14 protein-coding genes are annotated in these 15833 nt (G+C 63.5%); 7 read left to right on the forward strand and 7 right to left on the reverse strand.

The window, feature by feature from the left end:
* Positions 1 to 602: 602 nt before the first annotated feature.
* A complete protein-coding gene (locus KI609_RS13465) occupies positions 603 to 1040 on the forward strand; it encodes a MerR family transcriptional regulator (protein ID WP_226443977.1) in 438 nt (145 codons plus the stop codon).
* The gene (locus tag KI609_RS13470) at positions 967 to 1368 is read left to right on the forward strand and encodes a carboxymuconolactone decarboxylase family protein (protein ID WP_226443978.1); all 402 of its coding nucleotides are present in this window, start codon (positions 967 to 969) and stop codon (positions 1366 to 1368) included. The genes KI609_RS13465 and KI609_RS13470 overlap by 74 nt, the downstream gene beginning before the upstream one ends.
* A gap of 33 nt (positions 1369 to 1401) precedes the next feature.
* Here the strand turns inward: KI609_RS13470 and KI609_RS13475 are convergent, their stop codons facing one another.
* Entirely contained in the window at positions 1402 to 1986 is a 585-nt protein-coding gene (locus KI609_RS13475) for a DUF1566 domain-containing protein (protein WP_226443979.1), read from the reverse strand.
* A 133-nt stretch (positions 1987 to 2119) separates the two neighbouring features.
* On the opposite strand from KI609_RS13475, the gene KI609_RS13480 reads away from it, so the two are divergent.
* On the forward strand, positions 2120 to 2905 hold the full coding sequence (locus KI609_RS13480) for a GNAT family N-acetyltransferase (RefSeq protein ID WP_226443980.1): 786 nt from the start codon (positions 2120 to 2122) through the stop codon (positions 2903 to 2905).
* A 191-nt stretch (positions 2906 to 3096) separates the two neighbouring features.
* Here KI609_RS13480 and KI609_RS13485 read toward each other — a convergent pair whose 3' ends face one another.
* The 5 genes from KI609_RS13485 to KI609_RS13505 form a co-directional block, all read right to left on the reverse strand.
* On the reverse strand, positions 3097 to 3762 hold the full coding sequence (locus tag KI609_RS13485) for a methionine ABC transporter permease (protein WP_226443981.1): 666 nt from the start codon (positions 3760 to 3762) through the stop codon (positions 3097 to 3099).
* A gap of 17 nt (positions 3763 to 3779) precedes the next feature.
* Entirely contained in the window at positions 3780 to 4826 is a 1047-nt protein-coding gene (locus KI609_RS13490) for a methionine ABC transporter ATP-binding protein (protein ID WP_226443983.1), read from the reverse strand.
* A 293-nt stretch (positions 4827 to 5119) separates the two neighbouring features.
* A complete protein-coding gene (locus KI609_RS13495; protein ID WP_226443985.1) occupies positions 5120 to 7129 on the reverse strand; it encodes a PAS domain-containing sensor histidine kinase in 2010 nt (669 codons plus the stop codon).
* Between the two features lie 262 nt (positions 7130 to 7391).
* On the reverse strand, positions 7392 to 8594 hold the full coding sequence (locus tag KI609_RS13500; protein WP_226443987.1) for an MFS transporter: 1203 nt from the start codon (positions 8592 to 8594) through the stop codon (positions 7392 to 7394).
* 210 nt (positions 8595 to 8804) lie between these two features.
* On the reverse strand, positions 8805 to 10064 hold the full coding sequence (locus tag KI609_RS13505; RefSeq protein WP_226443989.1) for an MFS transporter: 1260 nt from the start codon (positions 10062 to 10064) through the stop codon (positions 8805 to 8807).
* A 97-nt stretch (positions 10065 to 10161) separates the two neighbouring features.
* On the opposite strand from KI609_RS13505, the gene KI609_RS13510 reads away from it, so the two are divergent.
* The gene (locus KI609_RS13510; protein WP_226443991.1) at positions 10162 to 11163 is read left to right on the forward strand and encodes a LysR family transcriptional regulator; all 1002 of its coding nucleotides are present in this window, start codon (positions 10162 to 10164) and stop codon (positions 11161 to 11163) included.
* Positions 11164 to 11211: 48 nt separating this feature from the next.
* Here KI609_RS13510 and KI609_RS13515 read toward each other — a convergent pair whose 3' ends face one another.
* Complete coding sequence (locus tag KI609_RS13515) at positions 11212 to 11736, reverse strand: hypothetical protein (protein ID WP_226443993.1); 525 nt, start codon at positions 11734 to 11736, stop codon at positions 11212 to 11214.
* A gap of 84 nt (positions 11737 to 11820) precedes the next feature.
* Here KI609_RS13515 and KI609_RS13520 point away from each other — a divergent pair, with 84 nt between their 5' ends.
* From KI609_RS13520 to KI609_RS13530, 3 genes are all read left to right on the forward strand, one after another.
* Positions 11821 to 12783: an IS5 family transposase gene (locus tag KI609_RS13520; protein ID WP_226450219.1), complete on the forward strand. Its 963-nt coding sequence runs from the start codon at positions 11821 to 11823 to the stop codon at positions 12781 to 12783.
* A 225-nt stretch (positions 12784 to 13008) separates the two neighbouring features.
* Positions 13009 to 13995, forward strand: a complete 987-nt coding sequence (locus tag KI609_RS13525; protein ID WP_226443853.1) for an IS5 family transposase — start codon at positions 13009 to 13011, stop codon at positions 13993 to 13995.
* A 206-nt stretch (positions 13996 to 14201) separates the two neighbouring features.
* On the forward strand, positions 14202 to 15164 hold the full coding sequence (locus tag KI609_RS13530; protein ID WP_226450145.1) for an IS5 family transposase: 963 nt from the start codon (positions 14202 to 14204) through the stop codon (positions 15162 to 15164).
* Positions 15165 to 15833: the final 669 nt, after the last annotated feature.

Genomic DNA, 15833 nt, shown 5'->3' on the forward strand with positions numbered 1-15833 from the left:
TAGGTGGACAGTGAGGATGTGGCCGCGTGCGTTGGGTCACACTGTGTGGAGGGAGAGGGACAGGGTTCGTCAGCGGCTCGCTATCACCAGCCGCCATTCTTGACCAAGCTGCCTCGCTCTGCTGTCCCCTGGGTTCAAAGGCTGCATCATCCCCTGCGTTTTCAGTCAAAAGGCGTCATAGCCCCCCGTGGAGAGACTCCCGCTCCTGGCCCAGCCAACCACCTCAAGACAATTCCACACTTGGCGCTTGACTTAGAGTGCACTCCAACTTTCAGAATCGCTCCCATGGCATCCATCCTCACCATTGCCGAAGTCACCGAACGCACCGGCCGTAGAGCCTGTTTACGATCTCCCAGGGGTCGCGCAGCGGTCTTTGCAGGATGGGATGCAAGGCACGGTGTGCAGCCAATAGCTCGGCTATTGGCAAGCGCCGCAACGCCGCAGACCGCCCGCAAAGACCACTGCCCGAAGGGTTGGAGCGAAATCGGGTGATTGAACGCCCCGGCTGCTTGCATGGGCATGAGCCCATGCGGCGCATCCGAAGCGTCCACTCATCCCGATTGCGCTCCAACGCGATCCCCTGCGAGATCGTAAACAGGCTCTTGGCACACACCCCGCGCTACTACGACGAACGCGCCGGGCTGATCGCGCCCGTGGCGCGTGCGTCGGGCGGCCAGCGCCGTTATGCGGCGTCGGACATGGAATGGATCGGATTCCTGCTGCGCCTGCGCGAGACCCAGATGCCCATCGGGCAGATGCAGGCCTTTGCGCGGCTGCGCAGCGAAGGGAGCGCCACCGCCCCTGAGCGGCGCCAGTTGCTGGAGCAACACTTTGCACAGGTTCTGGCAACGATCACCGCGATGCAGCAAGCCGCACAGGCGCTGCAAGCCAAGATCGCGCACTACCAGGGCCTGGAAGCTTCCCTTCGCCACACGCCATCGCCACCACCCCACCAAGGAAGCTCCCATGTCCCCCGAAACCCAACCCCGCTATCTCCAGGGCCTCGCCAAGCTGCGCGAAATCGACGGCCACGCGGGTAAGCGCGTCGTCGCCAGCCTGGCCGACATTGCCCCCGACTTTGCCCGCTATCTGATCGAGTTTCCGTTTGGCGACATCTACTCGCGCCCCGGGCTCGATCTGCGCAGCCGCGAGATTGCAGTCATCGCAGCGCTGAGCGCGCTGGGCAACGCCACGCCACAGCTCAAGGTGCATTTGCAGGCAGCGCTGAACGTGGGCGTCACCCGCGAAGAAATCGTGGAGGTGCTCATGCAGATGGCGGTGTACGCGGGCTTTCCGGCCGCGCTCAACGGGTTGGCGGCGGCACGTGAAGTATTTGCGGCGAGCGATGGCGAAGCCGTGGCTGCATAAGGCTACGCACGCGGCTTCGAGCGATTGGTCCAACTACTTCCCCGCCCCCACCGGCTGCGGCCTGACCAACCGCACGGGCAGCTTGCTGGCCCGCGCGGCATCACCCCGCGCCTCGCCGGTGGACAGGTTCACCGCCCAGCCGTTGAGCATGGCAGCCTGCCGCGCTCCATCGCCCGCGCGGCCTTGGGCGATGTTGCCGTAGGTGTATTGGTTGGTGCTCAGTGCGTTCACATTGGCCGTGGCCGTCCAGTGCCACTGGCCCGGCGCGGCGGGGAACAGCAAGGGGCTCAGGCCCGGCGACGACAGCGACTTGTCCACTAGCCGCTGCAGCTCTGCCGCGCGGGGCAAGCGCCAGCCCACACCCTCGGCCTTCCAGCGGTCAGCGGCCAGGGCGGTGGCCTCGGCGCGGTCCAGCAGCAGGGGCTGGCCCGTGCAGGTTTTGCCGGTCCATTGCATGCCCTCCACACAGCGCGGCCAAGCTAGGCCGGCCCGCTGGTCCAGCACGTAGGCACCATCGGCCGACAGGGACCAATCGGCCGATGCAGACGACTCCGCAGCGATGGCAGGCGGCACGGCCAGGGAACACAGCAAGGCAAGGAGATGGAACGGTGACTTCATGGACAGGCGGAGCGCAGAACAACGAGGTAACCCCAACACCCTAACCCCGTGGCGACAACTGCGCCACCCACTGGATCAAGAAAGCAGTTCTCCAAGGTGGCAAGGCGGCTGGGGCGGGTTGTATAAACCCACGATGACCGCCACCGCCGCCACCGCCCCCATTGCCAACACAGCCCCCGCAGCCCTCGTCCGCGCGCTGGAAGAGCGCGCCTTCAACGCATGGCCCGCGCACCAGACGGTGTTTCACCGGGGCTGGGTGTTCCGGCTGTCGGGCGGCTATACCAAGCGTGCCAATTCGGTCAACGCGCTGATGCCCGGCGCGCCGTTCGACGGCGTGCGCGAGGCGGCGGCTGCGCTGTATGCACGGCATGGGTTGCCCGCCGTGTTTCGCATCTCCCCCCTGGCCTCGGCCGAGGCCGACCAGGAGCTGGCCAACGCGGGCTACCAGCACTTTGACCCCTCGCTGGTCTTGCACCGGCCGCTGGCGCTGGGCTCGGTGCCCCGGCCCGACGGCAGCACCGTGGTCAGCACTTCGCCTTCACCTGCATGGCTGGAAGGTTTTGCAGCGGCCAACGGCGTGGCCCCGCACCACCGCAACCTGCACCGCAGCATCCTCGACGCCATCGCTCACCCGGTGGGCTATGCGCTGCAACACGACGCCCAGGGCCGAGCCGTGGGCTTTGGCCTGGCGGTGCTGGAGCGCGGCGCCGTGGGCCTGTACGACCTGGCCGTGGCGCCCGAACACCGGGGCGGCGGGCGCGGGCGCACGCTGGTGCAGGCCCTGCTGCACTGGGGCGCCGAGGCCGGGGCGACCAGCGCCTACCTGCAGGTGCGCGCGCAGAACACGCCGGCGCTGCGGCTGTATGAATCGATGGGGTTCAAGACGGCCTACGGCTACCACTACCGGGTGCCGGGCTAAGAACGTGTTTACGATCTAAGGGCGGTGTTGGCCCCTCGTCCCTTGTGGGAGACGGAGTGAAGACCACCGCAGGGGCTCACACAGCGCCCAAACGTGGGTTTGAAGCCAAAAAGGCCGCTAGCGCTTGCGCATCATACGCTAGAAGCTATTGATTCAATAGCAAACACCACCCACCGCCCACTGTCTGCCGCTCAACGGTGGCTCAGCTTGCGCACGGCCCAGTCGCCCAGGCTTTGCACGGCCTGCACAAAGAAGATCAGCACCAGCACCACGGCCAGCATGATCTCGGGCAGAAAACGCTGGTAGCCATAGCGAATGCCCAGGTCGCCCAGGCCGCCGCCGCCAATGGCACCGGCCATGGCCGAGTAGCCGGTCAGGCTCACGAACGTGATGGTCAGGCCCGCCACGATGCCGGGCAGTGCCTCGGGCAGCAGCACCTTCCAGACGATCTGGCTGGTGGTGGCGCCCATGGCCTGGGCGGCTTCAATGAGGCCGTGGTCCACCTCGCGCAGCGCGGCTTCGACCAGGCGCGCCACAAACGGGGCAGCGGCAATGGTCAGCGGCACCACGGCCGCTGCGGTGCCGATGGACGAGCCGGTGATGAGCCGCGTGAACGGGATGATGGCCACCAGCAAAATGATGAAGGGCGTGGACCGCACGGCGTTAACCACCCAGCCCACGATCTTGTTGAGCGGCCCGTTTTCGAGCACACCGCCGTCGTCGGTCAGCCGCAGAAAAACGCCGAGAGGCACGCCCAGCAGGGCACCGACCAGGCCGGAGATGCCGACCATGATGAGCGTCTCCCACAGCGACGAAACAAACAGGTCCAGCATGGCTGGCGTGAAGTTGTCAAACATGATGTGTTTCCCTCTCTCTAGGCCTGGACGGCGACTTCTTCGACTGCCACACCACCAGCACGCAGGTGCGCCACGGCGCCCCGCACACTGTCGGCCGCGCCGCTGGCGTACACGGCCAGCGAGCCAAAGGTTTCATCCTGGATCTCGTCCACCTGGCCGTGCAGGATGCTCATGTCCACACCAAACTGGCGGATCAGCTGCGACAGGATGGGCTGGTAGGCGCTGTCGCCAGCGTACGACAGGCGCAGCAGTTGGCCGGTTCGTCCCTCACCCAGCTGGCCCGCGAGCTTGCGCACATGGCCCAGCACGCTGGCGGGCAGCTCTTGCGGCAATATTTCGTCGACCAGGCTCTTGGTGATGGCCTGCTGCGGGCGCGTGAACACGTCCAGCACCCGGCCCTGCTCCACGATGCGGCCGGCTTCGATCACGGCCACGCGGTCGGCCACCTGCTTGATGACCTGCATCTGGTGCGTGATGAGCACCACCGTCAGGCCCAGCTCGCGGTTGACCTGGCGCAGCAGGTCGAGGATGGAGCGTGTCGTCTCAGGGTCCAGCGCCGATGTGGCTTCGTCGCTCAGCAACACCTTGGGGCGGCTGGCCAGCGCACGCGCAATGCCCACACGCTGCTTTTGCCCGCCACTGATCTGTGCCGGGTAGCGGTTGGCCAGGGCCGACAGGCCCACCAGCTCCAGCAGCGGGTTCACCCGCTCGCGGATGTCCGATTTGCTCATGCCTGCAAGCTCCAGCGGCAGCGCGGCGTTGTCAAACACGGTGCGCGACGACAGCAGGTTGAAGTGCTGGAACACCATGCCGATCTCGCGGCGGGCCTCGCGCAGTTGCGCATCGCCCAGTTGCGTGAGATCACGCCCGCCCACGATGACCTGGCCCGTGGTGGGCCGGTTGAGCAGATTGATGACGCGCACCAGCGAGCTTTTGCCCGCCCCGCTTTTACCGATGATGCCGAACACCTCGCCCGACGTGATGTGAAGGTCGATGCCGCGCAGGGCCTCGACCGGGCCTTGGGAGCCCTGGTAGGTTTGGGTAATACCCCGTAAGTCGATCATGGAATGCAAAGCGCCGCGTTGACCCGGTTGAGGCCGGACGCGGCGCCGTCAAGAGAAAAAGGATGGGTGAAATGTATCGGTGAAGCGTCATATCTCAAACGATCAAAAAATCGATTGAATAGACCTGCTGCTTATAAAGAAGCATACCCGCGAAGGGTTTTACTATCAAATAAATAGCTGCCAGCGCTTTATAGATAAGCGCTATCTGCCATTTTCGCCCAAACACCTGCCCCATTCGGCTAAGCCGACGCAGAGTGTCTTGCGGCCTTATGGCTTGCCCTCCACCGTGCGGCTCAGTGCGCCGGGCCCATTCCCATCACCGCGTGCACCTTGCTGACCAGCGCCTGGGCGTCGAAAGGCTTGACCAGCAACTCCATCCGCGCGCCCAGAAACTGCGGGCTCATGGCGGCCTGTTCTGCATAGCCGGTCATCAAAATGACCTTGATGGCGGGCAGCTTTTCGATAGCGTAATCCGCCACCTGGCGGCCATTGGGGCCGGGCAGGCCCACGTCGGACACCAGCAGGTCAAAGTGCACCGCGCCCGACAGCAAGGCCATGGCGGCGTTGCCGGAGGCGGCCTCCATCACAAAAAAGCCGCTGTCGCGCAACAACTCCACCGCCAGCGCCCGCACGGTGTCATCGTCCTCCACCACCAGGGCCGAATCGGGCCGGCGCGGGCCGCTCAGCGGCGTGGTGGGCTCGGTCTGCTCGAGCACCGCAGGCGCCTGCGACCGCTTGAAATACAAGGACACCCGGGTGCCCTGCCCCGCCGAACTCTCCAGCACCGCAATCCCGCCCGACTGGCGCATGAAGCCGTAGATCATGGACAGCCCCAGGCCCGTGCCCTGGCCCAGCGGCTTGGTGGTGAAGAAGGGGTCGAAGGCGCGGGTCAACACATCGTCCGACATGCCCGTGCCCGTGTCGCTGACGGCCACACACACATAGTCGCCATCGTCCAGGCTGGCCACCGTGTGGTTGTCGGCCGCATCCAGGTGCACGTTGTCGGCGGTAATGCGCAGCGTGCCGCCGCTGGGCATGGCATCGCGGGCGTTGATGGCCAGGTTGAGCACGGCGTTTTCGAACTGGTGGGCGTCAGTGAGGGCCGCCCACAGATCGGGCGCCAACGAGAACTGCAGCGCGATGTTCTCGCCGCAGGTGGTCTGGATCATCGACTCCAGCCCGTGGAGCGAGGCCACCATGTCCACGGGCCGCGAGTCCAGTGGCTGGCGGCGTGAAAACGCCAGCAGGCGCTGCGTGAGCGAGGCTGCGCGGCGGGCTGCGGCCAGGCCCGCATCGATGTATTTGCCCGCCTCTTCCTGGCGGCCCTGCGCAATGCGCTGGCGGATGATCTGAAAAGGCAACACGATGCCCTGCAGCATGTTGTTGAGGTCATGCGCAATACCGCCGGTAAGCTGCCCCATGGCCTCCATCTTCTGGCCCTGGCGCAACTGCTCTTCGGCCTCTTGCAGCGCCTGCGCGCGGGCGTTTTCCTCGGTCACATCGCGGCCCACGAAGTGGATAAAACCATCGGCCGGCGATGCCGTCCAGAACACCGAGTGCACCATCCCGTCACGGTGGCAAAACCGCAGCGTACCCTGGCGCTTTTGCGCCCCTTTTTGCAACTGCGCAAATTCGTCGTCCAGCACGGCGTCATCGTCGGAGTGTGCGAACAACCGCATGGGCCGGCCCACAGTTTCCCGCTCGCTCCAGCCCAGCCAGTCAGTCCACGCGGGGTTCACCGCCACAATGACGCCGTCAAAGCGGGCCACCAGTAAGAGCGCGTCCGAGCGCAGCCACAGGCGGTCGCGGTCAGCAGTGCGCTGGGCCACCTGCTGCGAGAGCAACACGGTGGCTTCGCGCAGCTGGCGTTCGGCATGCACCTTGCCGGTGGTTTCGATCACCGTGTCCATCAGGCCCACCACCACGCCTGCCTCGTCGCGCACCGGGCTATAGCAGAAGGTGAAGTACGTCTGCTCGTCGTAACCGTTGCGGTTGATGGTCAGCGGGAAGTCTTCGACGAAGGTGGACTCCCCCTCGAACGCCCGGTGCGCAAGGGGGCCCACCACAGGCCATGCCTCGGCCCACACCTCGTTGAACGGACGGCCCAGCGCCTCGGGTTTATGGCCCAGGATGGGGCGAAATGCATCGTTGTAAAGCGTGGTGAGCCCGCTGCCCCACACCAGGCATTTGGGGAAATGCGACGAAAGCACGGTCTCTACCGCAAACCGCAGGGCCATCGGCCACCCCTCCATGGGCCCCAGGGCATGGTTCGCCCAGTCGTACTGCCGGATCTTGTCGGCCATGGGGCCTTGAGCGCGTGGAAAAACAGCCATTGATGACAAGGGATCAGTCATGACGAGTAAAGGCCGCGCGGTGGTCCGCCCGGAAAACCTTGGGGTCACTGCGGGCCCGTGGCCAAACAACGTGCCCCGCAGTGGTCGCCGTGGGCGCCGCCGGCCTCGGCGGGCCACGGGGCAATCACAGTGCCGCCGAGTCTACAAGTGAAACGACGTAGGCAGGAGGCTTCGTGCGGTTGCGAACAAAGACAAGCCGCATACCCTTGGCTCAAGCCCCCGCAGCCACAGTGCCACGCCCTTGCACCTGGCGCGACACCACAAGACCCAGCGCAAATACCCCCAACGCCGCCAACGAAAACACCGCAGGCAGCCAACCCCGGTCCACACTGAACGCGACCACCAGCACCCCTGTGGATTGGCCCAGAAACAGCAGGCACGCAAACAACGTGACAGCGGTGCCACGCGCGTGGGGCGCCATCTGCGTGGCCTGCACCTGCAGGGTGTTGTGCAGCATGTAAAACCCGATCCCCGCCAGAAAACACCCGCCCACGGCCCAGGCCACCACGGGCGCCCACGCCAGTGCCAGCAACCCCATGGCGATCAGCGCCCCACCCGTCAGCGCCAAGCCCTGTTCACCCATCATGGCCAGCCAGCGCCGCGCAAACAGGCTATAGATCAACCCGCCCAGCCCATACAGCACCATCACGCCCCCGGCCGCCGAGGCCGACAACCCAAAGCCGCCCACCATGCGTGCCGGCACAAAAGCCAGCGTGCCAAATGCCAGCGCGCCCTCGATGGCCACCACGATCAGCACCCAGCGCACGCGCGGAATGCGCAAAAGCGCCATGGTATTTGCCAAATACGTCGCCAGCGAAAAAGAGGCCCCCGCATCACCTGCCGCATGGGGCTGCAGGGCCCCACTGCCGCGCGCATGGCGAAACAGCAATACCGCCGCTGCCGTAAACAGCAGCGCGAGCACGCCCAGCGCAGTGCGCCAGCCCAGCGTCTCGGTGGCAAAGCCGCCAAACCATTGCCCCGCCATCATCCCGGTCACGGTGGCCACCATGAGGCGGGCCAGGGTTTCCTGCCGCTGCTCGTAAGGCACCTGATCGCCAATCCAGGCCATGGACAACGGAATGATCCCCGCCGCCGCCGCGCCCATCGCTGCCCGGGCCACCACCAGCAACGTGAAGCTGGGTGCCAGCGCCGTCATGGCACTGAACAGCGCGCAAGCCGATGTGGCGCCGATGATGACCCGCAATTTGCCGATGCGATCACCCAGCGGCCCATACACCAGTTGCAACACCCCATAGGCCACCGCAAATGCGGCGATCACCGCCGAGGCGTCGCCGGTGGTGATGCTGAAATCCTGGGACAAGGCGACCAGCATCGGGTCGCACACACGCATGGATGCCATGCTGGAAAAAGCGGCCAGGCTGATGAGCCGGAGCATGGTCGAGGAAGATGTCATATGACCCGATTGTCGTGCGGGCTTTGCCGGGCTGCTGACCCGACGGGCATGTACCCCGCGCGGTGAAGGTCACAAGCACGGGTCGAACGGCAAAGGCCCCGGTCGGGCGATGACTCACCAGCGCCGTCAGACATCCCGTTGAGCACACCGTTTACTCGCAAATTGATAGCGGCTGGCGCTCACCACATATGCGCCAGCGCCGTTTTTCGCTCAAATTCTTGCCAATGGCCTCCACACCCGCACCGCCAGGGCCGCGAGCGAAGCCACCGTAGCCAGCGCCACCACCCCCACCCAGCTCCACTGCGCCAGCGCCAGGCTGCCCAGCGCCGCCCCGGCCGACATGCCGATGAACATGCCGGTGAACAGCAGCGCATTGAGCCGGCTGCGCGCCGCAGGGTCGATGCCGTACACGATGGTCTGGTGCGCCACCAGCGTGGCCTGCACGCCAAAGTCAAAGCCGATGGCACTGACCACGATCAAACCCAGCTGGGCCTGCGCAGGCAGCAGCGGTGCCAGCGCCATCACCGCAAACGACGCGGCAGCCAGCCCGGCGCCATAGCGCGTCACCACCTCGGGCCCACGCTTGTCGGCCAGGCGCCCGGCCAACGGTGCAGCCAGTGCACCCGCCGCCCCGGCCAGGCCAAACGCGCCCGCCGCCGCCGTGCCCAGCCCAAACTGGCTGTGCAGCATCACCGCCAGCGTGGACCAGAACGCACTAAAGCCCACGGCCAACAGCCCCTGCGCCCAGGCCGCACGGCGCAGCGCAGCGTGCTGCCGCCACAGCGCCACCATCGAGCCGATCAGCGCGCCATAGCCCAGCTGCGTGGTGGGCGCAAAGCGCGGCAACCCGCGCCACACGGCCACTGTCAGCAGCGCAATGGCCACCGCCGCCGCCACATACACCGTGCGCCAGCCCCACTGCTGCGCCACAAAGCCGCTGACCACGCGCGACAACAAAATGCCCAGCAGCAGCCCCGTCATCACCGTGCCCACCATGCGCCCGCGCTGCGCAGCCGGGGCCAGCGTGGCGGCGGCGGGCACCACGTCTTGCGCCACCGTGGCCGCCAGGCCCACGGCCAGGCTGGCCGCCAGCAGCGCGCCCATGCCGGGCGCCAGGCCGCTCAGCAGCAAGGCCAGCATCAGCGCAATGGACTTGATGACGATGATGCGGCGCCGGTCAAACCGGTCGCCCAGCGGCGCCAGCAGCAAGATGCCCAGCGCATACCCCAGCTGCGTGAGCGTGGGCACCAGCCCCACCACGCGGCTGTCGGCCTGCATGTCGGGCCCCAGCACGCCCAGTATGGGTTGGCTGTAATACAGCGACGCCACGCTCAGCCCCGCCGTGGTCGCCAGCAGCAACAGCAGCGGCGCGCTCACTGTGCTTTCTGCACCCACTGGACCTTCAGCAGGCGGCGCTACCGGGGCCACGCCCACCGCACCCCTTGCATGCACATTTTGAATGGAAGACATCACAACACCATCGGTTAAAAAGGAATGGTGCGATTGTTCTAGCCCGCTGCCGCGCTGGGTAGTAGGCTCAATTGCAGATTAGTTATACGCTTGGCGTATGACCAACACCCTCGCGGCCCTCCCGACCCAGCCACCCGGCGCCGACCGCATCGAGCTGATGCGGACCTTTGTCCGCATCGTCGAGGCCGGCAGCCTGTCTGCCGCCGCCCAGCAACTGGGCACCAGCCAGCCCACCGTGAGCCGCCGCCTGCAGGCGCTGGAGCGCAGCCTGGGCATCAAGCTGCTGCAGCGCTCCACCCATGTGATGAAGTTGACGGAAGACGGCGACCGCTGCTTTGCCCACGCCAAGGCCCTGCTGGAAGATTGGCGCGCCATGGAAGACGACCTGCGCGGCACCGCCGACACCCCGCGCGGCACCCTGCGCGTGCTGGCACCCCACGCCTTTGGGCAAGACCAGTTCATCGCCCCGCTGATGGCCTACCTGCGCCGCTACCCCGAGGTGGACGTGGAATGGATGCTGCACGACCGCCGCCCCAATTTCATCGCCGAAGGCATCGACTGCGCCATCCAGGTCGGCGCGGTGGACGACCCCAGCGTGGTGGCGGTGCGCCTAGCCGAGGTGCCCCGCATCGTGCTGGCCGCCCCCGCCCTCATGGCCGGGCGCCCCACGCCCCAGCACGCGCAAGACCTGCAGCCCCTGCCCTGGCTGGCCCTGAGCACCTTCTACCGCCGCGAGGTCACGCTGACCCAAGAGCCCGGCGGCGAGGCCCACACCTTCGGCATCACCCCGCGTTTGGCCACCGACAGCCTGTACGCCCTGCGCAGCGCCGCCTTGGCCGGGCTGGGGGCGTGCATTTCATCGGCATGGATCGTGGACAACGATGTGCGGCAGGGGAACTTGCTGCACCTGGTGCCCAACTGGCATGCAGCGCCGCTGCCGGTGTACTTGGTGTACCCGTATGCACGGTTTTATCCGGCGCGGCTGCGGTTGTTTTTGGAGGCGATGCGGGGGGCGATGCCGGGGTTGGTGGGGATGCGGGCGGTGGGGTCAGGAGCTGCCTGTGGGGCAAGTGAGAACGGACGCTCAACGTCGTGTTGAGAATGATCGGACGGTCTGGCCGATCGTTGATGTTTGGAATCACGGCGTCTAGTTGCGATCAAACGCTTCGGACCTCGCCTTCTGCCAAGCCGCCACGGAATACCATTCCTCTCTTCGCAATCGATCCGGGCATATTGTGGTTTTTGAGAGCTGTACCCCAAGCCTATCGAAGCAGTAGCGCTCGGCGTATAGGCTTAGATGCCATGTTGCCACTGACAGCGATTGTGAATTGATAGATCTCCACCCCATATGGGCCAATCGGTCCCTTATATCAATCAGTCCTGGGCTACTGCTGGTTCCAGCCATCGGCCAGAGGTCTGCGACCAACACCGAAGACTTCTCAAAGTGCTGCCGCATTCGGGCTTTGAAGTTTTTTGGTGCTCCATCAGCAACTAATTTCTCAAAGCCCTTGATTCGTTCAGAAACCGGATCCGAAACGTTCTTTCTTGCATCCACCAAAGCAGCAATTAACTCTGATTTCGACCGTTCCGCGGCCTCATCGAGCGGAGGAGATTCGACGCGAATTGCTTCAAATCCATGCATAAGGGCCACAAATCTCCCGGCCGTGTTCATGCTAATTGCAGGGGCTAGGGAAATCCTGCAAAACCTCGTGGTCAGTCTGATAGACCCCGGCCAGTCATGGCATCCTCGCAAGCCATGAAGCAAAGCAGCCTTGACCTGAACCTGAGCACCAAGAAGACCCGCAAACAGGAACTGCTGGCCCAGATGGATCGGGTGGTTCCCTGGGCTGCATTGCTCGATGTCATTGCCCCGTATTACCCCGAGGGCAAGAACGGCCGCCCACCCTTTGCCCTGGAGACCATGCTGCGCATCCACTGCATGCAGCAGTGGTTTACCTTGTCGGATCTGGCGATGGAGGAAGCCCTCTTTGACACCCCGATCTACCGGGATTTTGCAGGGCTTGATGCCCATGGACGAATGCCTGACGAGAGCACCATTTTGAGGTTTCGCCACCGGCTGGAGAAGCACAAGCTGGCCGAGCAGATTCTGGCCACCGTCAACGAACTGCTGGCAGCGCAGGGCTTGCTGCTCAAGGCGGGCACTGCGGTAGACGCCACGTTGATCGCAGCGCCCAGCTCTACCAAGAACAAGGACAGAAAGCGCGATCCAGAGATGCACTCAAGCCAAAAGGGCAATGAATGGCACTTTGGCATGAAGGCCCACATTGGCGTGGACGCGGACTCAGGACTGGTGCACACCGTCATCGGAACCTCGGGCAACGTGGCCGACGTTGTAGAAGGCAACAGCTTGCTGCACGGGCAAGAAAAAGACGGGTTTGGTGACGCGGGCTATCAAGGCGTTCACAAGCGCCCGGATGCCAGGGCGGGCGTGACGTGGCACATAGCGATGCGCCCGGGCAAGCGCAAAGAGCTGGACAAAGAGCACAACCTCGTTGACGCGCTCATAGACCAGATGGAGAAGATCAAGGCAAGCATCCGGGCCAAGGTGGAGCATCCCTTTAGGGTGATCAAGCGGCAGTTTGGATATGTGAAGGCGCGCTACCGGGGATTGAAGAAGAACACACTGCAGCTCAAGACGCTGTTTGCGCTGTCCAACCTGTGGATGGTGCGCCACCAATTGCTGGGGGCGCAGGCATGAGTGCGTCCGCAAACAGCCGTGCAGCCGCAGCGGCTGCGCAAGCGGCCCCCACAAGGGGCACCAAACAAGACGGAACCGCAGGAAAGACGGTCTCCATTGCGCCAGCTGAAAAACTCAGTCTCGTAGCACGCGCGAAACCGAGTTGTTCAGAACATCCCTAGGGATTCTCTGCACAAATCCCTGCGTAATGTGCTTACGAAGGCTTGAAGCCGAGACAATAAGGCCATGAAGCAAAGCAGCCTGGGCCTGAGCAATACCACCAAGCGCACACGCAAGCGCGAGTTCCTTGATGCGATGGAGTTGGTGGTGCCCTGGGCCGAGTTGGTCTCGCTCATTGAGCCCTACGCCCCAGAGATCGGACGCCGGGGCCAGCAGCCCTTTGCGGTGCAGACCCTGCTGCGTATCCATTTCATGCAGCAGTGGTTCAAGCTTAGCGACCCAGCCATGGAAGAGGCACTGCACGACGTGCCAGCCTTTCGGGACTTTGCCGGCCTGTCTCACTGGGACGAACACATTCCCAGTGAATCGAGCATCCTGCGTTTTCGGCATCTGCTGGAGCGCCACAAACTGGCCGATCAGATCCTCGCTACGGTCAATGCCCTGCTGCAAGCCAAAGGGCTGCAACTCAAAGCAGGCACGGTGGTGGATGCCACGCTGATTGCGGCGCCGACGTCCACCAAGAATGAAGGCAAGGCACGAGACCCCGAGATGCATCAAAGCAAGAAGGGCAACGAGTGGTACTTTGGCATGAAGGCTCACATTGGCGTGGATGCGGATTCAGGCCTGGTGCACAGCGTGCGCGGCACCAGTGGCAATGTGAACGACGTGATAGAAGCCAACAGCCTGCTGCACGGGCAAGAAACGGATGCCTTTGGCGATGCGGGCTACCAAGGAGTGGACAAGCGGCCCGATGCCAACAAGAACGTGCGCTGGCATGTAGCCATGCGCCCGGGGTTGCGCCGGGCTTTGGACAAAAACAAGCCTGTGGATGCGCTGATCGACCAACTTGAACGCACCAAGGCCAGCATCCGGGCCAAGGTGGAGCACCCGTTCAGAGTGCTCAAGCAGCAGTTCGGGTACGTGAAGGTGCGCTACCGGGGGCTCATGAAGAACACGGCGCAGATCGTCACGCTGTTTGCGCTGGGCAATCTGTGGATGGCAAGGCACAAGTTGCTGGCCTGCATGGGGCAGGTGCGCGTGCAGGGGGCGTAAAGCCTCCGATATAGGGGCAATGGCCCTCGCCAAACGCCTGCTGGGTGCGCTGCGCACGCCTCATTACTCAAAGCGAGTGCTGTTTTAGTTCAGGCATCGCTGTGACATAGCCAGAACCGATTCGTGAAGAGCTTCCCTAGGGAAATCCTGCAAAACCTCGTGGTCAGTCTGATAGACCCCGGCCAGTCATGGCATCCTCGCAAGCCATGAAGCAAAGCAGCCTTGACCTGAACCTGAGCACCAAGAAGACCCGCAAACAGGAACTGCTGGCCCAGATGGATCGGGTGGTTCCCTGGGCTGCATTGCTCGATGTCATTGCCCCGTATTACCCCGAGGGCAAGAACGGCCGCCCACCCTTTGCCCTGGAGACCATGCTGCGCATCCACTGCATGCAGCAGTGGTTTACCTTGTCGGATCTGGCGATGGAGGAAGCCCTCTTTGACACCCCGATCTACCGGGATTTTGCAGGGCTTGATGCCCATGGACGAATGCCTGACGAGAGCACCATTTTGAGGTTTCGCCACCGGCTGGAGAAGCACAAGCTGGCCGAGCAGATTCTGGCCACCGTCAACGAACTGCTGGCAGCGCAGGGCTTGCTGCTCAAGGCGGGCACTGCGGTAGACGCCACGTTGATCGCAGCGCCCAGCTCTACCAAGAACAAGGACAGAAAGCGCGATCCAGAGATGCACTCAAGCCAAAAGGGCAATGAATGGCACTTTGGCATGAAGGCCCACATTGGCGTGGACGCGGACTCAGGACTGGTGCACACCGTCATCGGAACCTCGGGCAACGTGGCCGACGTTGTAGAAGGCAACAGCTTGCTGCACGGGCAAGAAAAAGACGGGTTTGGTGACGCGGGCTATCAAGGCGTTCACAAGCGCCCGGATGCCAGGGCGGGCGTGACGTGGCACATAGCGATGCGCCCGGGCAAGCGCAAAGAGCTGGACAAAGAGCACAACCTCGTTGACGCGCTCATAGACCAGATGGAGAAGATCAAGGCAAGCATCCGGGCCAAGGTGGAGCATCCCTTTAGGGTGATCAAGCGGCAGTTTGGATATGTGAAGGTGCGCTACCGGGGATTGAAGAAGAACACACTGCAGCTCAAGACGCTGTTTGCGCTGTCCAACCTGTGGATGGTGCGCCACCAATTGCTGGGGGCGCAGGCATGAGTGCGTCCGCAAACAGCCGTGCAGCCGCAGCGGCTGCGCAAGCGGCCCCCACAAGGGGCACCAAACAAGACGGAACCGCAGGAAAGACGGTCTCCATTGCGCCAGCTGAAAAACTCAGTCTCGTAGCACGCGCGAAACCGAGTTGTTCAGAACATCCCTAGCGCTGTAATGAGAAAAGTCAATATATCCCAATTCTCTTTTTCCATAGGGAGAGCCGCTGCCACAGTTTGTTCCAATACAGATTCTACATTTGAGATAGGTACTGCATAGTCAAGGGGCTCCATAGCCATATATGGTGGATTTTCATCATCCAAGGGATATCTGCGTGAGAAAATAGAAACCCCTTCCACGCAGCCGTGGATAGAACGAAACAACACGCTCTGCCGGGAAAGGAGTGATAGACAGAGGCGCACCCGATCAAACTGATTTGAAATTTTTTCTAATTCCGTCGGGGGCCCGTTTAACAACACGGTCGCAAAAGTACCTGCAACTCCACTAAAGGTATCGGCGTGATGATCGAAAACAGAGTTCCAATAACGATAAAAGGTGATGAGCCCGATTACCGTCCCAATACTAAATATTGGATGAGCATCAGCTAGGGAAGCTCTTCACGAATCGGTTCTGGCTATGTCACAGCGATGCCTGAACTAAAACAGCACTCGCTTTGAG

This window comes from Acidovorax radicis, from assembly GCF_020510705.1.
Taxonomy (GTDB): Bacteria; Pseudomonadota; Gammaproteobacteria; order Burkholderiales; family Burkholderiaceae_C; genus Acidovorax; species Acidovorax radicis_A.

Coding starts and splice junctions, on each gene's coding strand:
- KI609_RS13485 (WP_226443981.1), bottom strand. CDS start 3,762: ATGTTTGACAACTTCACGCCAGCCATGCTGGACCTGTTTGTTTCGTCG.
- KI609_RS13500 (WP_226443987.1), bottom strand. CDS start 8,594: ATGACATCTTCCTCGACCATGCTCCGGCTCATCAGCCTGGCCGCTTTT.
- KI609_RS13530 (WP_226450145.1), top strand. CDS start 14,202: ATGAAGCAAAGCAGCCTTGACCTGAACCTGAGCACCAAGAAGACCCGC.
- KI609_RS13510 (WP_226443991.1), top strand. CDS start 10,162: ATGACCAACACCCTCGCGGCCCTCCCGACCCAGCCACCCGGCGCCGAC.
- KI609_RS13525 (WP_226443853.1), top strand. CDS start 13,009: ATGAAGCAAAGCAGCCTGGGCCTGAGCAATACCACCAAGCGCACACGC.
- KI609_RS13480 (WP_226443980.1), top strand. CDS start 2,120: ATGACCGCCACCGCCGCCACCGCCCCCATTGCCAACACAGCCCCCGCA.
- KI609_RS13505 (WP_226443989.1), bottom strand. CDS start 10,064: ATGTCTTCCATTCAAAATGTGCATGCAAGGGGTGCGGTGGGCGTGGCC.
- KI609_RS13470 (WP_226443978.1), top strand. CDS start 967: ATGTCCCCCGAAACCCAACCCCGCTATCTCCAGGGCCTCGCCAAGCTG.
- KI609_RS13495 (WP_226443985.1), bottom strand. CDS start 7,129: ATGGCCGACAAGATCCGGCAGTACGACTGGGCGAACCATGCCCTGGGG.
- KI609_RS13515 (WP_226443993.1), bottom strand. CDS start 11,736: ATGAACACGGCCGGGAGATTTGTGGCCCTTATGCATGGATTTGAAGCA.
- KI609_RS13475 (WP_226443979.1), bottom strand. CDS start 1,986: ATGAAGTCACCGTTCCATCTCCTTGCCTTGCTGTGTTCCCTGGCCGTG.
- KI609_RS13490 (WP_226443983.1), bottom strand. CDS start 4,826: ATGATCGACTTACGGGGTATTACCCAAACCTACCAGGGCTCCCAAGGC.
- KI609_RS13520 (WP_226450219.1), top strand. CDS start 11,821: ATGAAGCAAAGCAGCCTTGACCTGAACCTGAGCACCAAGAAGACCCGC.